The sequence below is a fragment of the Nonomuraea sp. NPDC050536 genome (assembly GCF_044457685.1).
Taxonomy (GTDB): Bacteria; Actinomycetota; Actinomycetes; order Streptosporangiales; family Streptosporangiaceae; genus Nonomuraea.
Genome location: NZ_JBITHD010000008.1, coordinates 86,269 through 106,342, shown reverse-complemented (window position 1 = coordinate 106,342; position 20,074 = coordinate 86,269). Strand labels below are relative to the sequence as shown.

The window sequence follows — 20,074 nt, the reverse complement described above, 5'->3', positions numbered from 1 at the left end:
GCCGCAAGCCTCACGTCCAGCTCACTAACCCAGGTCGTCCCACTCCTGGAGTAGGTGGGCCGTGGCCGCCGCAGGGGCCGTGAACGACCAGCGGCCCGGCGGCAGGTTCAGGGCGCAGCCCCCGTCGGCCAGTCTGGTAGTCGGCAGCTGCTCGCTGAGGCCCATGAGGAAGGTGCCGTTGACGGTCATCCCGTCCCACGCGCCGCGCACGGGCAGTACCGCGCGGGCGGTCACGCCCTCCGGGACGGCGAACGTGAACTGGACCCCGTCGGGCCCGGCCCGCCAGCCCGACTCGACCGTCCCCGACGCGCTCTCGTAGCGGGCGTGCGCCTGGCGCAGCAGCGGGACGGGGCCGGGACGCAGCAGCAGCTCGCCGAAGCCGCCACCCGTCCCGCGCGGGTCGTCGCCCAGGCCCGCCACGTGCCGGAACAGCCAGTCGCCCACGCAGCCGTAGGCGTAGTGGTTGAAGGAGTTCATGGCCGGCGTCTGCAGGCCGTGCCGGTGGTGCCAGGCGTCCCAGCGCTCCCACATGGTCGTCGCCCCGGCGCGGAGCTGGTAGCGCCAGGACGGATAGCCCTCTTGGTTGAAGATCCGGCACGCCAGGTCGTGGTGGCCGGTCTCCGACAGGACGGGCAGCAGCAGGGGGGTGCCGACGAAGCCCGTCATGAGCCGGTGCCCGTCGGCGCGGACCAGCTCGGCCAGCGCCTGCGCCGATGCGGCCCGGTCCTCGGGCGGGACCAGGTCCCAGGCGAGGGCGACGGCGTAGCCGGTCTGTGTCTCGGTGTGCAGCCTCGGCCCGCTGAGGAAGGCCCGCTGGAAGGCGCCCGACACGCGGGTGAACGCCTCGCCGTACTCCGGCGCGTGCGGCTCGCCGAGCACGTCGGCCACGAGTGCGACCAGGCGGAGGCTGCGGGCGAGGGCGGCGGTGGCGATGAGGCTCTTGGGCGTCTCGACCGTGCCAGGGGCCAGCCAGTCGCCCAGGGCCCTGCCCGGTCTGATGCCGCCCTCTGCCTGGGCCAGGCAGTAGCCGGCCCACCGCCGCATCGGGTCGTACGCGCGGCGCAGCGTGCGGTCGTCGCCGTAGCGCCGCCACAGCAGCCACGGCACCTCGACCAGCGCGTCGGACCATACGGGGGAGTCGTATCCGTACTCGGGCAGGACCGGCGCGACATGCGGGACCGCGCCGTCGGCCCGCTGCCCGTCGATCAGCGTCGTCACCCAGCCGGACAGGAACGCCTGCGTGTGCCGCAGGAAGCTGAGCGTCGAGCCGAACACCGAGATATCGGCCGTCCAGCCGGTCCGCTCATCGCGCTGCGGGCAGTCGGTTGGCACGCTCACCAGGTTGCCGTCCGCCGACGCGGCAATGTTGGCCACGAGTTGTCGTACCGCGGGATCGCTCACGGTCAGCGAGCCGGTGACGGCGAGCGCGGAGGACAGCAGCACCGCCTCCAGGTCGTCCGGCGTCAGCGCGCCCGGCCAGCCGGTGACCTCCGCGTAGCGGAACCCGTGCAGGGTGAACGCGGGCTCCACGACATGCGAGCCGGGGCCGAGAGCGAACTCGTCATGCTGGTCCGCGGTGCGCAGGTTGTCGGTGTAGAGCCGTCCGGTCGCGGTCAGCTCCTCCCCGTGCCGCACCACGATCTGTACGGGGCCCGGCGCGTCGACGCGCATCCGTACGCGCCCGACGACGTTCCGCCCGAAGTCGGCAACCTGGACGCCCGGCGCGGGTTCGGTCACGGACACGGCGGGCACCGTGCCGATCACCCGCACCGGGGGAGCGGGGTCGGCCTCCACCAGGATCTCCGAGGCGGCCGTCGTCTCGGCGGGCCCGACCTGCCGGGAAGGGGCCTGGACGGTCTCGCCCATCACCAGGTCGGCGCGCGGGCGGCCAAGATCCCGCCGGGTCCAGGCCGCGTCCGTGGCGAACACGCGGCGGACCCCGTCGTCGTCCCGCACGAGCACCTGGGCGCTGGCGGCGGGCCGGTCGCCGTAGCGGCGCGGGCCTCCGCCGGCGACGTGACCCGCGTACCAGCCGGGAGCGAGCCACAGCTCCAGCTCGTTCTCGCCGGGCAGGAGCAGCTCCGTGAGCTCCAGCAGCCGGTAGCGCGTGCGGTGGCCGTAGTCGGTCCAGCCTGGGGCCAGCTCCTCCTCGCCCAGCCGTACCCCGTTGAGCAGCGCCCGGTAGACGCCCAGCGCGGTGGCCGCCAGCCAGGCGCGCCCGGGAGCGGGACGCCACGTGAACGACCCGCGCAGGCTCACCGCCGCCTGCGGCTCTCCCGCCAGCCATGGGGCGTCCCACTCTCCGCGCAGGCCCGTGGTGAACGCGCCGCTCGCCACCCCTTCCACCCGCCACGTGTACGGCGTGAGCCGATCCAGCCGCTCACCGGGCACGTCCACGACGTACGAGCCGGCGGGCACGGACGACCGCCACACCTCATGGACGCCCGCGGACACCACCACACTGGCCTCCGACGGCAGCCGGGCGTCCCACGACAGCCGGGGCGACGGCTCGTCCACGCCCACCGGATCCGGCAGACCGCACGTCAGGCCCGCCTGTGCACCCGGCGGGGCCGTACGGATGAAGGGCGCCTGAGCGCCGGAGACCTGCACCCCCGAATCCCGGTTCACGCATCGAGCCCGGTGGTGAAGGCGTTGTGCAGACCGTCGACGTCCACGCCGGACAGGCTCGGCGCCATCACGTTGATCAGCAGCACGAAGCACGCGTCCTGCTCCGGGTACATCCACCACTGGCACCCCGAGGCGCCGCCGTGCCCGTACAGCCGCCGGTCGAGCAGCCCGGGAGCCGAGTGGCGCAGGTTCCAGGTGAGGCCCCAGTCCTGCCCGGCGTTGACCGGGTCGGGCTGCAGCTTGACCAGGCCCGTCGTCTGCGGGGTCGTCATGGCGGCCAGGGTGGTCGGGTGGATCAGCTCGCGGTCGCCGCGCAGCAGAGCGCCGCCCAGCGCCAGGAGGTCTTCGGCGCGGGAGAACAGCGCCCCTGCCGGGTGGCGGAGCCGTACGAACGCATCGAAGTCGAAGCCAGGCCCGAGCAGGTCGGTGCCGTGGACCTCGGCCGCGTCGCACGCCGGGTCGAACGTGATCTGCCCGCCGCCCGGCACCAGCGTGTTCAGGTCGGAGTCGATCACGTCGGCCACGTCGCGGCCTGCGACGTCGCGGACCATCTCCGCGATCCCGGCGAAGGCCAGGTTGGAGTACTGGCTGAGGGTGCCTGCCTCGAACATCGATGGCGCGGTGACGAGGTGCTCAAGCAGGTTGTCGGGCGTGAGCGTCTGCTCGGCGATGCCGCTGGTGTGGGTGAGCAGGTGCCAGAGCGTCACGTCGGGCCGCGCGAAGTTCGGCAGTACGTCCCGCAGCGGGCGGCGCAGCGACAGCAGCCCCCGCTCGACCTGGCGCAGGGCGGCCAGCCCCACCAGCGGTTTGGTCACCGAGAACAGCGCGAAGTGGTCCTGGGGCCTGGTCTCGCGGCCGTCGTGCTCGCCGAATGCCTCCAGCACCTGGATCCCGTCGGAGGTGGCGGCGCCGAACACCGCGCACGGCAGCCGCCCCTCCTTGATCTCGCGCCTGACCCAGTCGAGCGCGATGTCGTGAGTGGTCATCCCTTGAGAGCACCTTCCGTAAGGCCGGCCAAAACGCGCTTCTGCGCGACGACGTACACCACCACCAGGGGCAGCGTGGTGAGCAGGACGTGGGCGAAGACGAGGTTCCAGTTCAGGCTCTGCAAGGTGCCGGAGGCGAACTGGAACAGGCTCAGCGGCAGCGTGGCGTTCGCGCTGCCCTGGAGCAGGAAGAGGGCGAAGAAGAAGTCGTTCCAGACGTTGATGATCAGGATCACGCTGCCGACGAACAGCACAGGGCGCAACAAAGGCAGCAGGATGCGGACGAAGACCTGCTGGCGGGAGGCGCCGTCGATGGCGGCGGCGTCCTCCAGGTCGCGGGGGAACGCCCGGACGAATCCGGTCGCCAGGAAGATCACGATGCCCAGGCGGCAGCCGGTCATCGTCAGCACGTAGCCGAGCGAGCCGCCGTCCAGCGACAGGGCGCGCAGCAGGTAGACGGTCGGGATGATCGACGGCGGCAGCAGGATCGACAGCCCCGTCACGAAGTAGGCCGTCTGCAGCCACCGCGACCGGCTGCGCCCGAACGCCCACGCCGCCGCCGCGCCGAGGAACACCACGGCCACCACGATCGGCACGGTCACCTTGAGGCTGTTGACCAGCCCCATCAGGTAGCCGCCCCGGTCGAGCACGATGCCGTAGTTCTCGGCGATCGCCCACGTCCTGGGCAGGCCGAGGCCCAGCTCGGCGGCCTCGCCCGCGGGTTTGAACGAGTTGACGACCACGAGCCAGATGGGCACGAGCAGCCACGGGATCGCGAAGAGCGTCAGCGCCGTGTACTTGAGGACCGCTCTCATCCCGTCACCTCCCTGCGCCGCAGCCACCACACGAGGGGCACGGCGGTGGCGATCACCAGCAGCGTCACGGTGAACCCCAGCGCGCTGGCGGAGCCGAAGAAGCCCTGCCCCCACTGCTGGCGCATCACCACGTTCAGGGCCCGCGTGTGGTCGCCGGGCCCGCCGCCGGTGGTGGCGGCGATCACGTCGTACGCGCTCAGCGCGCCGACCAGCGTGACCGCCACGTTGAAGGTCAGCGCCGGGGCGAGCAGCGGGAACACCACCCGCCGGAACCGGGTCCACGGCCCGGCCCCGTCGACGATCGCCGACTCCAGCAGTGACTGCGGGATGGAGTTGAGGCCCGCGATGTAGACGAGGGTGATCAGCCCGCTCCACTTCCACGCGTCGATGAACGCGACCACCACCAGCGCGGTGGACGGTTCGCCGAGCCACGCCCAATAGACGCCGAGGAAGGAGTTGACCGCCCCGTCGGGGGCGAGCAGCCCGCGCCAGATGTATCCGGCGGCCAGCGGCGAGATGAGCGTCGGCAGGAAGAACGCCGAGCGGAAGACGGTGTTGATCCGGCTGGTCCGCTGGAGGGCCAGGGCCAGCGAGAGGCTGACCGTGTTCTGGATCGCCATGCACAGGATCGCGTACAGCACGGTCACGGTGACCGCGTTGGCCAGCAGGTCCTGGTCGATCAGCGTGTGGACGTTCTCCAGCCCGTTCCAGGTGATCTCGGCCCGGAAGCTCGTCCAGGAGGAGAACGCGAACCGGACGTTGAGCAGGAACGGGGCGACGAAGAAGACCGTGACCAGCACGATCGCGGGCAGTGCCCACGGCAGCCAGGCCGCCCTGTTCCGCATCACCATCCGGGCAGCCCTGCCGCCTTGGCCGCCTGCCCGACCTGGCCCTGTAGCTGGGTCGCCGCCTGCTGCGGATCCTTCTGCCCGGCGATCAGCTCGGACATGAGCTGGGCCAGCCCGCCCATGCCGGGGATGTCGGAGTTGAAGGCGATGACCGCGCCGGTGTCGTACGCCTTCTTGACGTCCCGCAGCACGGACGAGACGCCCTGCGGGTCGGGCACGTCCTTGAACACGGGGAAGGTCTTGGACGCGGTGATGTACTCGGCGTAGGCCGGGCCCGTCATGAAGCGCACGAAGTCGAGCGAGGCCTTCTCCCGCGCCGCGTCACCGGTCTTGGGCAGGTAGAACGTGCCGATCGGGCCGGGCGCGTAGGTCACGAGCGGCTTGTCGCTCGACAGGCCGACGAAGCCGACGGACTCGTCGAGGATCTTCTGGTCGCCGCCCGCGGCCGCGAGGAGGGCAGGGAGCATGTCGGAGTGCTGGGCGACCATGGCGGCCTTGCCGGTCACCAGGGCCTTCATGGAGTCCTCGAACTTGGCGGTGACGATGTCCTTGTTGAAGCAGCCGTCGGCCTTCAGCTTGGCGTAGGCGCTCAGGCCGGAGACGAAGGGCGAGCCCGCGTCGGCCAGCGTGGCGCTGTGGCTCGCGATGGCCTTGCCGTACGCGTTGGACTGGTTGGCGCTCGCCAGGTAGAGGATGGGCAGGATCTGCACCGGCCAGATCGACCCGCCGGCCTCGAAGATCGGCGTCACACCCGAGGATTTGAGCGTGGCGCACGCCTTGGACAGGTCGGCGAAGCTCTTGGGCGGCTCGGGCAGCAGCTTCTTGTTGTAGTAGAGGCCGAAGACCTGGGGGAAGCCGGTGATGGCGGCGTAGACCTTGCCGTTGACGGACCCGGCGCTCTTGTAGAGGTCGCCGGACCTGGCGATGTACGCCTCGCCCGTCAGGTCGCGCAGGTTCTCGGCCGGGTTGAGGGCGAGCAGGCCGCTCACCGTCGCGTGGTACTCCAGGATGTCCGGGCGCTCGCCGGTGGCCCACTTGGTCTGGGTGGTGTCCTCGAAGCCGTCGGACGGGATCGACACGAGCTCGATCTTGTGGCCGGACTGCTTCTCGAACTTCTTGTACATCTCCAGCAGCGGCGCCGGGTCCGCGCTGTTGTGCCAGAGGGTCAGTTTCACCTGACCGGTCCCCGCCGGGGCGGACGACCCGCAGCCGGAGAGGGACAGGGCGAGGGCGGCGCCGATCGCCGCGCCGAGCAGACGGGATGGTGCTCTCACGCCCGTGCTCCTGTTCATGTGGGAGAATTGTGTAGAACGTTCTACGGCATGGTAGAAACGCCCGTCAAGGTCTGGACCTGAGGAGCGGTGGCGGCTAGCCTCTGCTCTCAGCAAAGCGTGTAGTTCGTTCTACGAGAACCCAGAAGGACGGCGTGTGACGAGCGGACGGGTGACGATCGCCGATGTGGCCAGGCGGGCCGGGGTTTCCACGGCCGCCGTGTCCAAGGTGGTTCGCGGGGCCTACGGCGTGAGCGCGGAGATGCAGGCCAAGGTGGCGCAGGCCATCGACGAGCTGGGCTACCGCCCGCACGCCGCGGCCCGCGCCCTGCGCGGACGCACCTACACCCTCGGCGTCATGCTCTCCGACACCCGCAACCCGTTCTTCCCCGACATCATCGAGGGCGTCACCGGCCGGCTGGGCGACACCGAGTACCAGGTGCTGCTCGGACCTGGCGGGATCGAGCCCAAGACGCAGGCCAGGATGACCGACGCCATGATCGACCGGAGCATGGACGGGCTCATCCTGATCTCGCCGGTCATGACGGACGCCGAACTCGCCGCCATCGCGACGGCCACCCCGGTCGTCGTGGTGGGCAGGCACGGCGGCGCCGCGGCCTACGACGCCGTCGTCGACGACGACGTGATGGGGGCGCGGCTCGTGGTCGACCACCTGGTCGGGCTCGGGCACACCCGGATCGCGCACATTACCCACCTGGAGCGGGCCCGCGCCCAGGGACTGCCGCACACGGTGCGCGCCGAAGGCTACCGCCAGGCGATGCGCGCCCACGGACTCGCCGACGACGTGGTGGCCACCTCCTTCACCGAGGAGGGCGGCTTCGAGGGCGCGCGGGAACTGCTCGCGCGCGACGATCGGCCCACCGCGATCTTCGCCGGAGCGGACATCGCGGCGCTCGGCGTGCTGCGCGCCGCCGACGAGGCGGGCCTGTCGGTGCCGGAGGACCTCTCCGTCGCTGGATACGACAACATCGGCATCGCCTCGCTCAAGCGCATCTCGCTCACCAGCGTCGACCAGGACGGGCACGTGATCGGGGCGACCGCCGCGCAGCTGCTCGTCGAACGCATCGAGGGACGCACGCGTTCGGTGACGTCGTCGGTGTCGCCCACGCTGATCGTCCGCGGAACCACAGGACCGCCTCGCCCCTGAGGAACCGGCCGCACGTCGGGGGACTGTCGCGGACCAGAGATTAAAACGATTCGACGGAAGGACCCCCCCACGTGAGACGTCTCGTCCTCCTCGCCCTTCTCCTCCCTCTGGTCACACCCGCGCAACCGGCGGCCGCCCAGACAGCGGCCGCGACCTGCCCTGTCAGGGTCGATCCCGCCGCGTTCGCCTCCGAGGGCCGCCTGAGCACCCTGGCCGGGCAGCAGCAGGCGTTCGGCCCCAGGCCGACAGGCTCGACCGCGCACGCCGACTACGTCGACTGGCTGGAGGACGAGATGGCGGCCATCTCCGGCCTCCAGCTCTCCTCCCTGCCCTACGCCATCGACCGCTGGGACAGCCTCGGCACCACCCTTACTTTCGGCGGTACGGCGGTGCAGGTCGCGGCCCCCGTGCCGTTCTCCTCCTCCACCGGCGCGGCAGGCGTCACGGCGCCGCTGGTCCACCTGGCCGCCGGGACGAACATCACCGCGGCCAACGCCGCCGGGAAGATCGTGGTCAGGGACCTGCCCTGGACCAACGTGCCCAACCTGCTGTTCTATCCGCTCGGCCTCGGCTACTCGATGTACGACCCGGACCACACGATCAACCCGCTCGGCTCGGACTCGATGGAGTCCCCTGCCGCGGCCGACGCCGACCTCAAGGCGGCCGCCGTCGCGGGCGCGGTGGGCGTGATCGAGGTCAGCCAGCTCCCGCACGCCCAGATCAAGGGCATGTACGCGCCCTACGAGGGCCTGCCGTACGGCGTGCCAGGCGCGTACGTCGGCGCCGACCAGGGCAAGCAGATCAAGGACGCGCTGGCCGCCGGTCAGCCGGTCCAGGCCGCGCTGACCGTGAACGCCGCCTGGACGCCGACGACGACCCGCACCCTGCTCGCGACGCTTCCCGGCGGGAGCGCCCAGAAGATCGTCGTGGAGAGCCACACCGACGGCATGAGCCCGGTGTGGGACAACGGCCCGCTCACCATGATCGAGATGGCCCGCTACCTGGCGTCGCTCCCGGTGGAGTGCCGCCCGCGCACCGTGCAGTTCGCGTTCGTGACCGGCCACCTCTACCAGCACCTGACCGGCCCCGACGTCCGTGAGGGCGGCGCGGGTCAGCTCGCCGCCCAGCTCGACAGCGAGTACGACCAGGGCGGGGTCTCCTCCGTCGTCGTGCTCGAGCACCTGGGCGCCAAGCGCTACGACGCGGTCGCCAGGCCGAACGGCCTGCCGGGCAAGCAACTCGTGGCCAGCCCCAACCTCACCGAGCTGCTGATGGTCCCGGTCAGCGAGAGCACGCCGCTGCGCGAGCTGGTCAAGGGCCACATCGAGTACTGGGGTGTGAAGCGCACCGCGATACTCAAGGGCCTGTCGGCAGCCGACCTCGCCACGGTGCCGCACCACTGCGGCTTCGGTGGCGAGGGCACGCCGTACAACCAGCACCTGCTGCCGGTGATCTCGCCGATCGCCGCGCCCAAGACGCTGTTCTCGCCGCAGTTCGGCACCGAGGCGATCGACCTGTCGGTGATGCGCAAGGCGTCGCTCGCCTTCACCGACGTCGTGCTCGACCTCGGGCCGATGGCCCAGTCGGCCGTCGCGGGCGACGTGACCGCGATGCGTCAGCAGCGCGCCTCCGGCACGCCGGGGTGCGCGTGAAGATAGACAGGAAGGCGCTCGTGCGTCGGCACACCATCGCCGACGCCGGGTGCCCGCTCACCGTCGGCAACGGGGAGTTCGCCTTCACCGCCGACGCCACCGGGCTGCAGACCTTCGCGCCGCTGGGCACGCAGGCGCAGTGGGGCTGGCACACCATGCCCAACCCCGAGGGCCACGTGCTGGAGGACGCGCTCACCGACTACGACGGCGTCGGTTATCCGGACCTGTATCCGGCCACCGAGGCGGGCGGCTGGCTGCACGTGAACCCGCATCGCCTGCATCTGGGCCGGATCGGCCTCGACGTCGACGAATCCGCCCCGCTCGGCAGGTCGGCGCAGACCCTGGACCTGTGGACCGGCATGCTGTCCAGCTCCTTCGAGCTGGGCGGCCTGCCGTACGAGGTGGAGACCGTCTGTCACCCCGAGCGGGACCTGCTGGCCGTCCGCGTCGTGGGCGGCGCGGGGATCAGGATCGCCTTCCCCTACGCCAGCGACGGCTGGCACACCACCGCCGACTGGGACAAACCTGACAGACACACCACCACGCACGCTCAGTACGGCTCGCGCTGCGACTTCACCCGCGTCCTGGACGCGGACCGATACCACGTGGCCGCCGAGTGGGCGGGGTCGGCGCGGCTCACGTCGCCCGGCGGTCACGTGTACCTGATCCCGGGCGACGAGCTGGAGCTCGTCGTCGAGTTCGCCCGCCACCCCGTCGGCGCCGCGCTCCCGTCCTTCTCCCAGGTCAGTACGGCTGCCGCCGCCCACTGGGAGCGGTTCTGGACGAGCGGGGGAGCGGTGAGCTTCGACGGCAGCACCGACCCGAGAGCGCCCGAGCTCGAACGCCGGGTCGTGCTCTCGCAGTACCTCACCGCGGTCAACTGCGCGGGCTCCACCCCGCCGCAGGAGACCGGGCTGGCCGTCAACTCCTGGAGCGGCAAGTTCCACCTGGAGATGCACTGGTGGCACGCCGCCCACTTCGCCCTGTGGGGCAGGCCCGAGCTGCTCGAGCGGAGCCTGCCCTGGTACCGCTCGATCCTGCCGCGAGCGCAAGAGACGGCGAGACGGCAGGGTTACCGCGGCGCCCGCTGGCCCAAGCAGGTGGGTCCTGAGGGCAGGGAGAGCCCGAGCGAGATCGGCGCCTTCATCATCTGGCAGCAGCCGCACCTGATCTACTTCGCCGAGCTGCTCCGCCGGGTCCGCCCGGGGGCGCTGGAGGACTACCGGGACCTGGTGTTCGAGACGGCCGAGTTCATGGCCTCCTTCGCGGGCGGCGGGCATCTGGGGCCGCCGCTGGTCCCCGCGCAGGAGTCCTACTACGAGTCCAGGCGGTTGGTGCGCGATCCAGCGTTCGAGCTGGCCTACTGGTGGTGGGGGCTGGAGACGGCCCAGCGGTGGCGGGGCCTGCTCGGCCTCGACCCCGACCCGGAGTGGGCGCGGGTCCTGCACGACCTGGCCCGGCCGCTGGTGCGCGACGGCGTCTACGCGGCCATCGGCGTGGAACCGTACACGATCAGGACCGACCACCCCTCGATGACCGGCGCGCTCGGGTTCGTGCCGCCCACCCCGCTGATCGACCCCGAGACCATGCGGGCCACCCTGCACGACGTGCTCGCCGACTGGGACCTGGAGAGCACCTGGGGCTGGGACTATCCGATGCTCGCCATGTGCGCGGCCAGGCTCGGCGAGCCTGACACCGCCGTGGACGCGCTGCTGATGGACGTCCCGAAGAACACCTACCTGGCCAGCGGCCACAACCACCAGTGGCCCGGCCTGCTGCCCCTCTATCTGCCGGGCAACGGCGGCCTGCTGGCCGCCGTCGCCCACATGGCGGCGGAGGAGTGCTTCCCCGAAGGCTGGCTGGTTCAGGCGGAAGGGGTGGTCGCGATGCCGTGATCGGGGCCGGCGAGCAGGGCGACCGTGTAGTGGTAGAGGTCGTCGGCCGACGACGTCAGCGTGGCGACGCGGCCATCACGTACCTCCGAGGCGATGAACTCGGTGGTCCCGTAGACAACCAGGCGGGGTACCGCGGCACGCAGCGGCGGCAGCGAGGGATCCTCCAGCCTGGCCCGAGCGGCCAGGGCCCCGAGCATGTCGAGGAAGGGCCGATAGGCGGCTTCACGATGCTCGACGGCCCGATCGCCCGCCCTCGGCAACTCCACGAAGTACGCCTGCGCGTACTCCGGGCGCTCCTGCCACCACCGCAGGTAGGCGGCCATTCCCAGCCAGAGCGCCTCGCTCCAGCGGTCGCCCGCCCCCGACGCGGCCGTGTAGATCGAGTCGATCATCTCAGGCAGGTCGCGCTCGCATCCGGCGAGGAAGCACGCCTCCTTGTCGGCGAACTGGGCGTAGAAGGCGTTGCGCGAGACCCGCGCGGCGGCGATCACGTCCGGCACGCTCGTGGCGGCGTATCCACGCCTCGCGACGAGCCTCAGCATGGCCTCCACGAGGCGCTCTCGCTGGGAGTTGCGCACCGTGTCGGGGGAGAGTCCGTGTCGCCCCCTGGGGAGTGGCCGGGCCGCTGGAACTTCCTTCTGTTCACGTCTTGACATCGCTCACCGATCGTACTTCCCTCTCTTAGGAGACGTTCACGTCTCCAAATAGCCTACGAGGTGACCATGGAGAACTTCACCCGCCGCCAGGTGTTACGGGCAGGGGCGCTCGGCCTCATGTCGGCCGGATTCCTGTCGTGGACCACCGCGGCCAACGCCGCCTCCACCATCGAGACGATCTACAAGGCAACGGGTCCGTGGCCGGTCGCCACCGGCACCTCGGGCGGCCACCGGCTCTACTACCCTTCGACCCTGGGCTCGGGCGGCGTCACCCACCCGATCGTCACATGGGGCAACGGCTCGTGGGCCACCCCCGACAACTATCCGGGACTGCTCAACCACCTCGCCTCGTGGGGCTTCGCGGTGGTCGCCTCCACCGACACGACCACGGGCACCGGCGCCGAGATCCTCGCCGCCGCCCAGCACCTCATCAGCCTCAACACCGACCCCGCCAGCGTCTTCCACGGCAAGCTGAACACCGCCCAGGTCGCCGCCGTCGGCCACTCCCAGGGCGCGGGCGGCTCCATCAACGCGGCCAACGACTCCGCCGGGCTGATCAAGACCGTCGTGCCGATCGCCGTGCCCGCGCAGTGGATGGCCAGCCCAGGAGACGAGTTCTCCGTCGCCGACCTGACCTGCCCGGTGCTCTTCCTCAGCGGAGCGGACGACTGGCTGATCTCCTCGGCCGCGACCGTGCAGGGCTACTACGACCAGGCCACCGCCGGAGCGGGCAGGGCGCTGCTCAAAGGTGCGGGGCACAACGACATCCAGAACACCGGTGGGGGCTTCCTCGGCTATGTGACCGCCTGGCTGAGGTACCGCCTGCAGGCCGACACCCAGGCCCGCGGGGCGTTCGCCGGCAGCACTGCCGAGCTGCCCACCAACACGGCCTGGCAGAACCAGGCCCTCAAGAACCTCACCTAGGAGAACCACCATGGCGGATCTGACGCGGCGTGGGTTACTCGCCGCCGGCGCGCTCACCCTGCTCGCCGGATGCGGCAAGGACCAGACCCGGCAGCAGACCGCGGACGGCAGGCCGCAGGGCACGGTCAACGTCTGGCTCCACGGCTCGCAGGACACCGGCCCGCAGTTCCAGCAGCTCGTGCACCGCTACATGGCCGACTTCCAGGTCGACGTGCGGCTGCTCTACCTGCCCGTGGGCCAGCTCGACGCCAAACTGCTGACCGCTTTCAGCGGCGGCGCCCCGCCCGACGTCTTCAAGATCGGCCACTGGAGCTTCCCCGCGCACGCCAAGAAGAAGCGGCTCGCGCCCGTCGACACCAAGGCGCTCTCGCTGCAGAACTACGAGCCGGGCACGACCACCCCGCTCACCTACCAGGGCGTGCCGTACGGCGTGCCCATCGACTTCAACCCCTGCATGCTCTACTACCGCAAGGACCGGTTCAAGGAGGCCGGACTCGACCCCGACAAGCCGCCGGCGACCTGGGAGGAGGTCGCCGAGTACAGCGCGAAACTCACCTCCGAGGATCGCAGGCGGGTCGGCATGCAGTGGCTCTACGGCGACCCGCAGTGGGCCCTCATGACGCTGACCGCCCTTGTCCAGGGCAAGGGCGGCGAGCTCGTCGCAGCGGGCGGCGCGAAGGCGTCGCTGGCCACCGAGCAGGGCCTCAACGCCCTGACGTACATGTCGGGGATCGGCAACCCCAAGCTCTCCAACCCGCTGGGCGCGCTCGGCCTGTTCTACTCCGGCGAGGCCGCCATGGTCGTCAGCGGCGCCTTCCTCGGCCCCGCCCTGGAGAAGCTGGGCAAGGCCAAGCTCACCTTCGGCAAGCAGTACGGCGTCGCGCCCATGCCCACCTGGGCCGGCGGCCCGCCCGTTGTTCCCGCCTACACCTGGGGCTGGGGCGTGGCCAAGGACTCGCCCAACCAGTTCACCGCCTGGCACCTCGTCAACTACCTGCAGGGCGCCCCGTCAGTGGCCGCCAACCTCGACAACGGCATCATCATCCCGACAAAGGGCTGGCGCGACGCAGGGCCGCGCGGCAAGTCCGAGATCATGAAGATCGTCGCCGACAGTCTCCCGCACGTCGACTTCGGCCCGATCATCCCCGGCACCCTCGAACTGGCCAAGGCCGCGGCCGGCGCCGTCGACTCCGTCGCCCACGGCAAGTCGACCCCCGCCCAGGCCGCGGCGACCTTCGACTCCACCGTGCGACTGGCCCTGTGAGCGTGCTCGGCAGCGTCAGAGCCCGGCCCCAGGCCACGGCGGGCGTGGCGCTGACCCTCCCGGTGGCCGTCTTCTTCGTCGTGTTCTGGCTCGTCCCGTTCCTGGCCACCATCTATCTCAGCTTCACCGACTACGAGATGGCAGGGACGCCCAACTGGATCGGCCTCGCCAACTACGAGCGCATGTTCGCCGACCCCGGCTTCCTCAACTCAGCGTGGATCACCGTCGTCTACACGGTCTGCACGGTCGTCCCGACGATCGTGCTGGCGCTGCTGGTGGCCGTGCCGCTGAGCAAGCCGGGACGGCTCAACCGCGGGCTCAGAGCGCTCGTCATGATTCCGGCCGTGATGCCGCTCGTCGCCACGTCCATGGTCTGGGTGATCATCTACTCCGACCGCGGCCTGGCCAACACCCTTCTCGGCCTGGTCGGGATCGATCCGCAGTCCTGGCTGACCAGCTCCGACCTGGCCATCTGGGCCTTGGTCGTGATGGTCGTCTGGAAGAGCATGGGGCTGTTCGTGATCATCCTGACCGCCGGGCTGCAGGCGCTGCCCGGCGAGGTGTACGAGGCCGCCGCCATCGACGGCTCAGGGGCGGTGACCACGTTCACCCGGATCACGCTCCCGTTGCTGCGCAGGACCCTGCTGTTCGTCCTGGTCATCTCGGTGGCCGGAGCGATGCAGGCGTTCGTGCCCGCCTTCCTGCTCACCGGCGGCGGGCCCGCCGACGCCACCCAGGTCCTGCCGTACTACATCTGGGCCAACGCCTTCCCTTACGAGCACATGGGCTACGCCGCCGCGATGGGCATGGTGCTGCTCGTCGCCATGGTGATCGTCTCGGCGCTGCAGTTCGGGTTCCTGAAGGGAGGCGACGAATGAGAGCGGGAAGCATCCTGCGCACCGTCTGGCTGATCGTCGCGGTCGGATTCATGCTGCTGCCGGTCTACGCCATGCTCGTCGTCGCCTCAGCGCCCGACGACACCGACCTGCGCGGGCTGGTCTTCAACGGCTTCCACTTGCCCGAGAACATCAGGCTGCTGTTCGGCGAGGGCAACCTGCCCACCTACCTCCGCAACAGCCTCATCCTGTGCGTCGGTACCGGCGTCCTGGACGTGATCTTCTCGGCCGCCGCCGGATACGCGATGGCCCAGCTGTCCTTCCCCGGCCGCCGCGTCCTGTTCGCGCTGGTGATCGGCACACTCGCGCTCACCCCGATGGTCCTGGTCATCCCCGTCTTCCTCATCGTGAAGGGGCTCGGCTGGGTCAACACCTTCCAGGGCATGATGGTGCCCGGCATGATCAGCGCGTTCGGCGTCTTCCTGGTGCGGCAGTTCGCCTTGGGCATCCCGAAGGAGCTGCTGCTGGCCGCGCGGGTCGACGGCGCGGGGGAGTCCCGCATCTTCGCGCGCATCGCCGTGCCGCTGCTCAAGCCCGCGCTCGTCACCCTGTTCCTCGTGCATTTCCTGGCACAGTGGGACAACCTGCTGTGGCCGCTGATCGTGGCCAACGAGCAGGAGCTGTGGCCGTTGCCGGTAGGGCTGGCCAACTTCCAGAGCGAGGTCGGCTTCAACTATCACCTGACCACCACCGCGGCCCTGGTCACCGCCGTGCCACCGTTCATCCTGATGGTGGCGCTGCAGCGCTACTACGTGGCGGGGCTCACCTTCGGAGGGCTGAAACGATGATCCCCGACACCGCGCGGATGATGGAGTGGATCGAGACGGTCACCTCGCGGGGCATCAGGCGTCCCGGCTATCCGGCCGACGACTGGACCGCCGCGTGGGCCGCCGAGCGCTTCACCGAGTTCGGGCTCCACGACGTACGGCTGGCGCCGGTCGAGCTGCCCGTCTGGCGGCCGCTGACGGCGGCCCTGGTAGTGCGCCTGGATGCCGACCCGTCGAGAGTTGTGCGGGTGGCGGCGTCCGCCCTGCCGTACACCACGCCGAAGGCGATCGTGAGCGCGCCGGTCAGCCGCGAGGTCGTGCCGGGTGCGATCGTCGTGCCCGAGTACACCTTCACCGAGCTGCCGCAGTCCTACCTCAGGGACCTGGCGACGGCCGTGCACGACCCCGAGGGCGTCTTCGACGAGCTGGTCCAGACGCTGCCGTTCCAGCTCGACTACCTCGACGTCATCCAGGGCGTCATGGACGGCGGTGCCGCCGCCTTCGCGGGGGCGCTGACCGGGGTTCCGTGGGAGACACGCGACTACTACGTGCCCTACGACGCCGTGCACCGAGACCTCCCGGCCGTCTGGCTGTCGGGCGGCGACTCGCGGCGGGTGCTCGACCTGGTCGACGAGGGCCCCTGCACGGGAACGCTCACCGTCGAGTCGGAGACGGGCCCGGCCGTCTCGCACAACGTGATCGGCACGCTCCCCGGCCGCTCCAGCCAGTGGGTGATCATCGGCTCGCACCACGACGCGCCCTGGGCCTCGGCCGTCGAGGACGCCTCGGGGATCGCGCTGGTGCTGGCCGCCGCCCAGTACTGGGCGAGCGTGCCCGAGCGGGACCGGCCGCACAACCTGCTCTTCCTGCTGACCGCAGGTCACATGGCGCACGCAGCGGGCACCCGGGCCTTCATCGAGGAGAACCGCGCCCTGCTCGGCGACGTCGTCCTCCAGCTCCACCTGGAGCACGCAGCCCGGCGGTGCGTGGTCGTGGACGGCGAACTGGTGCCCACCGAGGATCCGGAACCCGGCTGGTGGTTCACCACACCTGGTCTTGCGAGCCTCGTAACGGAGGCTCTCGTCGCCGAGGACCTGAGGCGCTCGTTCGTGCTGCCGCCTGACGTGTTCTCCCCGATGCCGCCCACCGACGGGGCCTTCTTCCACCCGGAGGGGGTGCCGCTCGTGCACTTCCTGTCGGCTCCCATGTACCTGTTCGACTCGGCCGACACCCTCGACAAGGTGCACTCGGACAGCCTCGTACCGCTCACCAGGGCGGCGATCCGGATCGTCGAAGGGACAGCCGGATGGTGACCGTGCGAACCACTGCCGGGCTGGTCGAGGGCAAGGTCGAGGAGGGCGTGCTCGCCTTTCTCGGCGTGCCGTACGCCGCCGCGCCCTTCGGCGAGCACCGCTTCCGCGAGCCTGTCCCGCCGCCGGCGTGGGACGGCGTACGGCCCGCCGTCACGCACGGTCCTGCGGCCCCGCAGGCGACAGGCGAGGACATCGGCCTGTACGCGCCCGACGTTTTCGCGGTCGGCGAGGACTGCCTCAACCTCGACGTGCGCACCCCCTCGACCGGCGAGACCCGGCTGCCCGTGCTGGTCTGGATCCACGGCGGCGGGTTCTCCATCGGCGGCAACGGTGCGGCCTGGCACCAGGGCACCCGCTTCGCCCGCGACGGCGTGGTCTGCGTGGCGGCCAACTACCGGCTCGGCTTCGAGGGCTTCCTGGCCCTGGAGGACGCCCCGCTCAACCGGGGCGTGCTCGACTGGCTGGCCGCGCTGGAATGGGTACGCGACAACATCGCGGCCTTCGGCGGCGACCCCGGCAACGTGACGATCGCCGGGCAGTCGGCGGGCGGCGCCGCCGTGGCCACTCTGCTGACGATGCCCCGCGCCCGAGGGCTGTTCCGGCGCGCGATCGTGATGAGCGGCTCGGCCACCCTGGTCGCCACCGAGCAGCAGGCGCGTGACTACGCCAAGGCGCTCGCCGCCCGGCTGGAGATCGAGCCGACCAGGTCCGCCTTCGCCCGGCTGTCCCCTGCGGAACTCGTGGCCGAGCAGCCGCCGCCGCTGACCGGCGACTCGGGCGGGCTGAACGAGTCGGTGCCGATCAAGCCGGTCGTCGACGGCGACCTGATCCCTTCGATCCCGCTCGCCGCCTTGCGTGGGGACGTTCCGCTGCTGGTCGGGTGCACCTCGCAGGAGGCCGACGTATTCGTCCGCCGTCTGGCCGCCGACGTGGACGAGGCCTCCGCGCAGGCGTTGCTCGATCATCTGGGCGTCCGGGTCGACGAGCCCGGTCTCACGCCCGCCGAGCGCATCGGACGCGCCTACACCGAGCACCTGTTCACCCGCGAGACGCGCTGGATCCGCGAGGCCAGGCCCGCCCACGCCTACGAGTTCCGGTGGGAGTCGCCCGTCGAGAGCCCGGTCGGCGGCGGACGCGTGGGCGCGGTGCACAACCTCGACCTGCCCTTCGTCTTCGACGTGCTCGACGCGCCCGGCGTCGAACGCACCGCAGGGCCAGGCGCGCCGCAGGCCGTGGCCGACGCGATGCACGCCGCCTGGGTGCGCTTCGCCCGCACCGGCGATCCCGGCTGGCCACTCGGGCACACCATGATCTTCGATGGAGGTTTGTGACATGTGGTCCTACTCGAGCGCGGTGGCGCCGACCCCGCTGCTCGGCGAGACCATCGGCGACAACTTCGAGCGGACCGTGCGGCGCTTCGGCGACCGCGAGGCACTCGTCGACGTGCCCTCCGGTCGTCGCTGGACCTACGCCGAGCTCGACGCTGAGGTGAACCGGCTGGCCCTCGCTCTCCTCGCCTCCGGCATCGCCAAGGGCGACCGGATCGGTATCTGGGCGCCCAACTGCGCCGAATGGATGATCGTCCAGTACGCCACCGCGAAGATCGGCGCGATCCTGGTCAACGTCAACCCCGCCTACCGCGGCCACGAGCTCGACTACGTCGTCAGGCAGTCGGGCCTGCGCCTGCTCATCAGCGCGCTCACGCACAAGGGCAGTGACTACCGCGCGATGGTCGAGGAGATCGGGTTCGCCGACGTCGTCTACCTCGGCGACCCCGGCTGGGACCGGCTGCTGGCGCTGACCGCCCCCGAGGAGCGGCTGCGCGAGCGCATGGCGTCGCTGAGCGCCGACGACGCGATCAACATCCAGTACACCTCGGGCACCACCGGCTTCCCCAAGGGCGCCACGCTGTCGCACCACAACATCCTCAACAACGGCTTCTTCGTCGGCGAGCTCATCCACTACACCGAGGCCGACCGGGTCTGCCTGCCGGTGCCCTTCTACCACTGCTTCGGCATGGTGATGGGCAACCTGGGCGCCACCTCGCACGGGGCGTGCGTGGTCATCCCCGCGCCCGGCTTCGACCCTGAGGCGACGCTGCGGGCCGTCCAGCAGGAACGATGCACCTCTCTGTACGGCGTGCCGACCATGTTCATCGCCGAGCTCACCCTCGCAGGGCAGTACGACCTGTCCAGCCTGCGCACCGGCATCATGGCGGGCTCGCCCTGCCCTGTCGAGGTGATGAAGCGCGTCGTCACCGAGATGAACATGGCCGAGGTCGCTATCTGCTACGGCATGACCGAGACCTCGCCCGTCTCCACCATGACCAGGTCCGACGACAGCCTGGAGCGCCGCACCGAGACCGTCGGACAGGTGATGCCGCACGTCGAAGTCAAGATCACGCACCCGGAGACCGGGCAGACCGTGCCGCGCGGCGAGCCCGGCGAGCTTTGCACACGCGGCTACTCGGTGATGCTCGGCTACTGGAACGATCCGGAGCGCACGGCCGAGGCCATCGACGACGCCCGCTGGATGCACACCGGCGATCTGGCCACCATGGACGCCGACGGATACGTCAACGTGGTCGGCCGGATCAAGGACATGGTCATCAGGGGCGGCGAGAACATCTACCCGCGCGAGATCGAGGAGTTCCTCTACCGCCACCCGGACATCGCCGACGTGCAGGTCATCGGCGTGCCCGACGAGAAGTACGGCGAGGAGCTCATGGCCTGGGTCGTCATCCGCCAGGGCGGCACACCCCTGACCGCCGAGGCCGTCAGGGAGTTCTGCGCCGGCAAGCTCGCCCACTACAAGATCCCGCGCCACGTCCACGTCGTCGACGGGTTCCCGATGACGGTCACCGGCAAGATCCGCAAGGTCGAGATGCGCGAGGAGGGCGTACATCTGCTCGGGCTCGACCAGTGAGCTGGTTGTGAGGCTGGAACATCCTGGATCTCACTCCGGGAGGTGCCTGGAGACGGAGAGCGGGCC

Annotated in this window: 16 protein-coding genes; 10 read left to right on the top strand and 6 right to left on the bottom strand. The window is 70.6% G+C overall.

Annotated elements, in window-relative coordinates:
* Nucleotides 1-24 precede the first annotated feature (24 nt).
* Genes ACIBHX_RS23550 through ACIBHX_RS23530 form a run of 5 tightly spaced genes read right to left on the bottom strand, consistent with a single transcriptional unit; the run spans nucleotide 25 to nucleotide 6,551 of the window.
* Entirely contained in the window at nucleotides 25-2,628 is a 2,604-nt protein-coding gene (locus tag ACIBHX_RS23550) for a family 78 glycoside hydrolase catalytic domain (protein ID WP_397069340.1), read from the bottom strand.
* Nucleotides 2,625-3,614, bottom strand: a complete 990-nt coding sequence (locus ACIBHX_RS23545; protein ID WP_397069339.1) for a serine hydrolase domain-containing protein — start codon at nucleotides 3,612-3,614, stop codon at nucleotides 2,625-2,627. The genes ACIBHX_RS23550 and ACIBHX_RS23545 overlap by 4 nt, the downstream gene beginning before the upstream one ends.
* On the bottom strand, nucleotides 3,611-4,429 hold the full coding sequence (locus ACIBHX_RS23540; RefSeq protein WP_397069338.1) for a carbohydrate ABC transporter permease: 819 nt from the start codon (nucleotides 4,427-4,429) through the stop codon (nucleotides 3,611-3,613). Before ACIBHX_RS23540 ends, ACIBHX_RS23545 begins: the two co-directional genes overlap by 4 nt.
* On the bottom strand, nucleotides 4,426-5,274 hold the full coding sequence (locus tag ACIBHX_RS23535) for a carbohydrate ABC transporter permease (RefSeq protein ID WP_397069337.1): 849 nt from the start codon (nucleotides 5,272-5,274) through the stop codon (nucleotides 4,426-4,428). Before ACIBHX_RS23535 ends, ACIBHX_RS23540 begins: the two co-directional genes overlap by 4 nt.
* The gene (locus ACIBHX_RS23530) at nucleotides 5,274-6,551 is read right to left on the bottom strand and encodes an ABC transporter substrate-binding protein (protein ID WP_397069336.1); all 1,278 of its coding nucleotides are present in this window, start codon (nucleotides 6,549-6,551) and stop codon (nucleotides 5,274-5,276) included. The genes ACIBHX_RS23535 and ACIBHX_RS23530 overlap by 1 nt, the downstream gene beginning before the upstream one ends.
* Nucleotides 6,552-6,705: 154 nt before the next feature.
* Between ACIBHX_RS23530 and ACIBHX_RS23525 the strand changes: the two genes are divergently transcribed.
* The 3 genes from ACIBHX_RS23525 to ACIBHX_RS23515 all read left to right on the top strand — a co-directional run bounded on the left by ACIBHX_RS23525 (nucleotide 6,706) and on the right by ACIBHX_RS23515 (nucleotide 11,263).
* The gene (locus tag ACIBHX_RS23525) at nucleotides 6,706-7,716 is read left to right on the top strand and encodes a LacI family DNA-binding transcriptional regulator (RefSeq protein WP_397069335.1); all 1,011 of its coding nucleotides are present in this window, start codon (nucleotides 6,706-6,708) and stop codon (nucleotides 7,714-7,716) included.
* Nucleotides 7,717-7,787: 71 nt separating this feature from the next.
* Nucleotides 7,788-9,368, top strand: a complete 1,581-nt coding sequence (locus tag ACIBHX_RS23520; RefSeq protein WP_397069334.1) for a hypothetical protein — start codon at nucleotides 7,788-7,790, stop codon at nucleotides 9,366-9,368.
* A 20-nt stretch (nucleotides 9,369-9,388) separates the two neighbouring features.
* On the top strand, nucleotides 9,389-11,263 hold the full coding sequence (locus ACIBHX_RS23515; protein WP_397069333.1) for a hypothetical protein: 1,875 nt from the start codon (nucleotides 9,389-9,391) through the stop codon (nucleotides 11,261-11,263).
* On the opposite strand, the gene ACIBHX_RS23510 is transcribed toward ACIBHX_RS23515, so the two are convergent.
* Nucleotides 11,233-11,805, bottom strand: a complete 573-nt coding sequence (locus tag ACIBHX_RS23510; RefSeq protein WP_397069332.1) for a TetR/AcrR family transcriptional regulator — start codon at nucleotides 11,803-11,805, stop codon at nucleotides 11,233-11,235. The genes ACIBHX_RS23515 and ACIBHX_RS23510 overlap by 31 nt on opposite strands.
* Nucleotides 11,806-11,985: 180 nt before the next feature.
* Between ACIBHX_RS23510 and ACIBHX_RS23505 the strand changes: the two genes are divergently transcribed.
* From ACIBHX_RS23505 to ACIBHX_RS23475, 7 genes are read left to right on the top strand one after another with little or no spacing between them, the layout of a single operon-like run.
* The gene (locus ACIBHX_RS23505) at nucleotides 11,986-12,843 is read left to right on the top strand and encodes an alpha/beta hydrolase (RefSeq protein ID WP_397069331.1); all 858 of its coding nucleotides are present in this window, start codon (nucleotides 11,986-11,988) and stop codon (nucleotides 12,841-12,843) included.
* Between the two features lie 10 nt (nucleotides 12,844-12,853).
* A complete protein-coding gene (locus ACIBHX_RS23500; protein ID WP_397069330.1) occupies nucleotides 12,854-14,107 on the top strand; it encodes an ABC transporter substrate-binding protein in 1,254 nt (417 codons plus the stop codon).
* Nucleotides 14,104-14,985 (top strand): carbohydrate ABC transporter permease, encoded by an 882-nt coding sequence (locus ACIBHX_RS23495; protein WP_397069329.1) that lies wholly within the window; start codon nucleotides 14,104-14,106, stop codon nucleotides 14,983-14,985. Before ACIBHX_RS23500 ends, ACIBHX_RS23495 begins: the two co-directional genes overlap by 4 nt.
* Complete coding sequence (locus ACIBHX_RS23490) at nucleotides 14,982-15,791, top strand: carbohydrate ABC transporter permease (protein WP_397069328.1); 810 nt, start codon at nucleotides 14,982-14,984, stop codon at nucleotides 15,789-15,791. The genes ACIBHX_RS23495 and ACIBHX_RS23490 overlap by 4 nt, the downstream gene beginning before the upstream one ends.
* Nucleotides 15,788-17,083 (top strand): M28 family peptidase, encoded by a 1,296-nt coding sequence (locus ACIBHX_RS23485; protein ID WP_397069327.1) that lies wholly within the window; start codon nucleotides 15,788-15,790, stop codon nucleotides 17,081-17,083. The genes ACIBHX_RS23490 and ACIBHX_RS23485 overlap by 4 nt, the downstream gene beginning before the upstream one ends.
* Nucleotides 17,077-18,414, top strand: a complete 1,338-nt coding sequence (locus ACIBHX_RS23480) for a carboxylesterase/lipase family protein (protein WP_397069326.1) — start codon at nucleotides 17,077-17,079, stop codon at nucleotides 18,412-18,414. The genes ACIBHX_RS23485 and ACIBHX_RS23480 overlap by 7 nt, the downstream gene beginning before the upstream one ends.
* 1 nt (nucleotide 18,415) lies before the next feature.
* Entirely contained in the window at nucleotides 18,416-20,008 is a 1,593-nt protein-coding gene (locus ACIBHX_RS23475) for an AMP-binding protein (RefSeq protein ID WP_397069325.1), read from the top strand.
* Nucleotides 20,009-20,074 lie beyond the last annotated feature (66 nt).

What these genes read in the sequence shown, in the direction of transcription:
- ACIBHX_RS23500 (WP_397069330.1), top strand. Translation starts at nt 12,854, where the DNA reads ATGGCGGATCTGACGCGGCGTGGGTTACTCGCCGCCGGCGCGCTCACC.
- ACIBHX_RS23510 (WP_397069332.1), bottom strand. Translation starts at nt 11,805, where the DNA reads ATGCTGAGGCTCGTCGCGAGGCGTGGATACGCCGCCACGAGCGTGCCG.
- ACIBHX_RS23475 (WP_397069325.1), top strand. Translation starts at nt 18,416, where the DNA reads ATGTGGTCCTACTCGAGCGCGGTGGCGCCGACCCCGCTGCTCGGCGAG.
- ACIBHX_RS23480 (WP_397069326.1), top strand. Translation starts at nt 17,077, where the DNA reads ATGGTGACCGTGCGAACCACTGCCGGGCTGGTCGAGGGCAAGGTCGAG.
- ACIBHX_RS23505 (WP_397069331.1), top strand. Translation starts at nt 11,986, where the DNA reads ATGGAGAACTTCACCCGCCGCCAGGTGTTACGGGCAGGGGCGCTCGGC.
- ACIBHX_RS23485 (WP_397069327.1), top strand. Translation starts at nt 15,788, where the DNA reads ATGATCCCCGACACCGCGCGGATGATGGAGTGGATCGAGACGGTCACC.
- ACIBHX_RS23540 (WP_397069338.1), bottom strand. Translation starts at nt 4,429, where the DNA reads ATGAGAGCGGTCCTCAAGTACACGGCGCTGACGCTCTTCGCGATCCCG.
- ACIBHX_RS23545 (WP_397069339.1), bottom strand. Translation starts at nt 3,614, where the DNA reads ATGACCACTCACGACATCGCGCTCGACTGGGTCAGGCGCGAGATCAAG.
- ACIBHX_RS23535 (WP_397069337.1), bottom strand. Translation starts at nt 5,274, where the DNA reads ATGCGGAACAGGGCGGCCTGGCTGCCGTGGGCACTGCCCGCGATCGTG.
- ACIBHX_RS23490 (WP_397069328.1), top strand. Translation starts at nt 14,982, where the DNA reads ATGAGAGCGGGAAGCATCCTGCGCACCGTCTGGCTGATCGTCGCGGTC.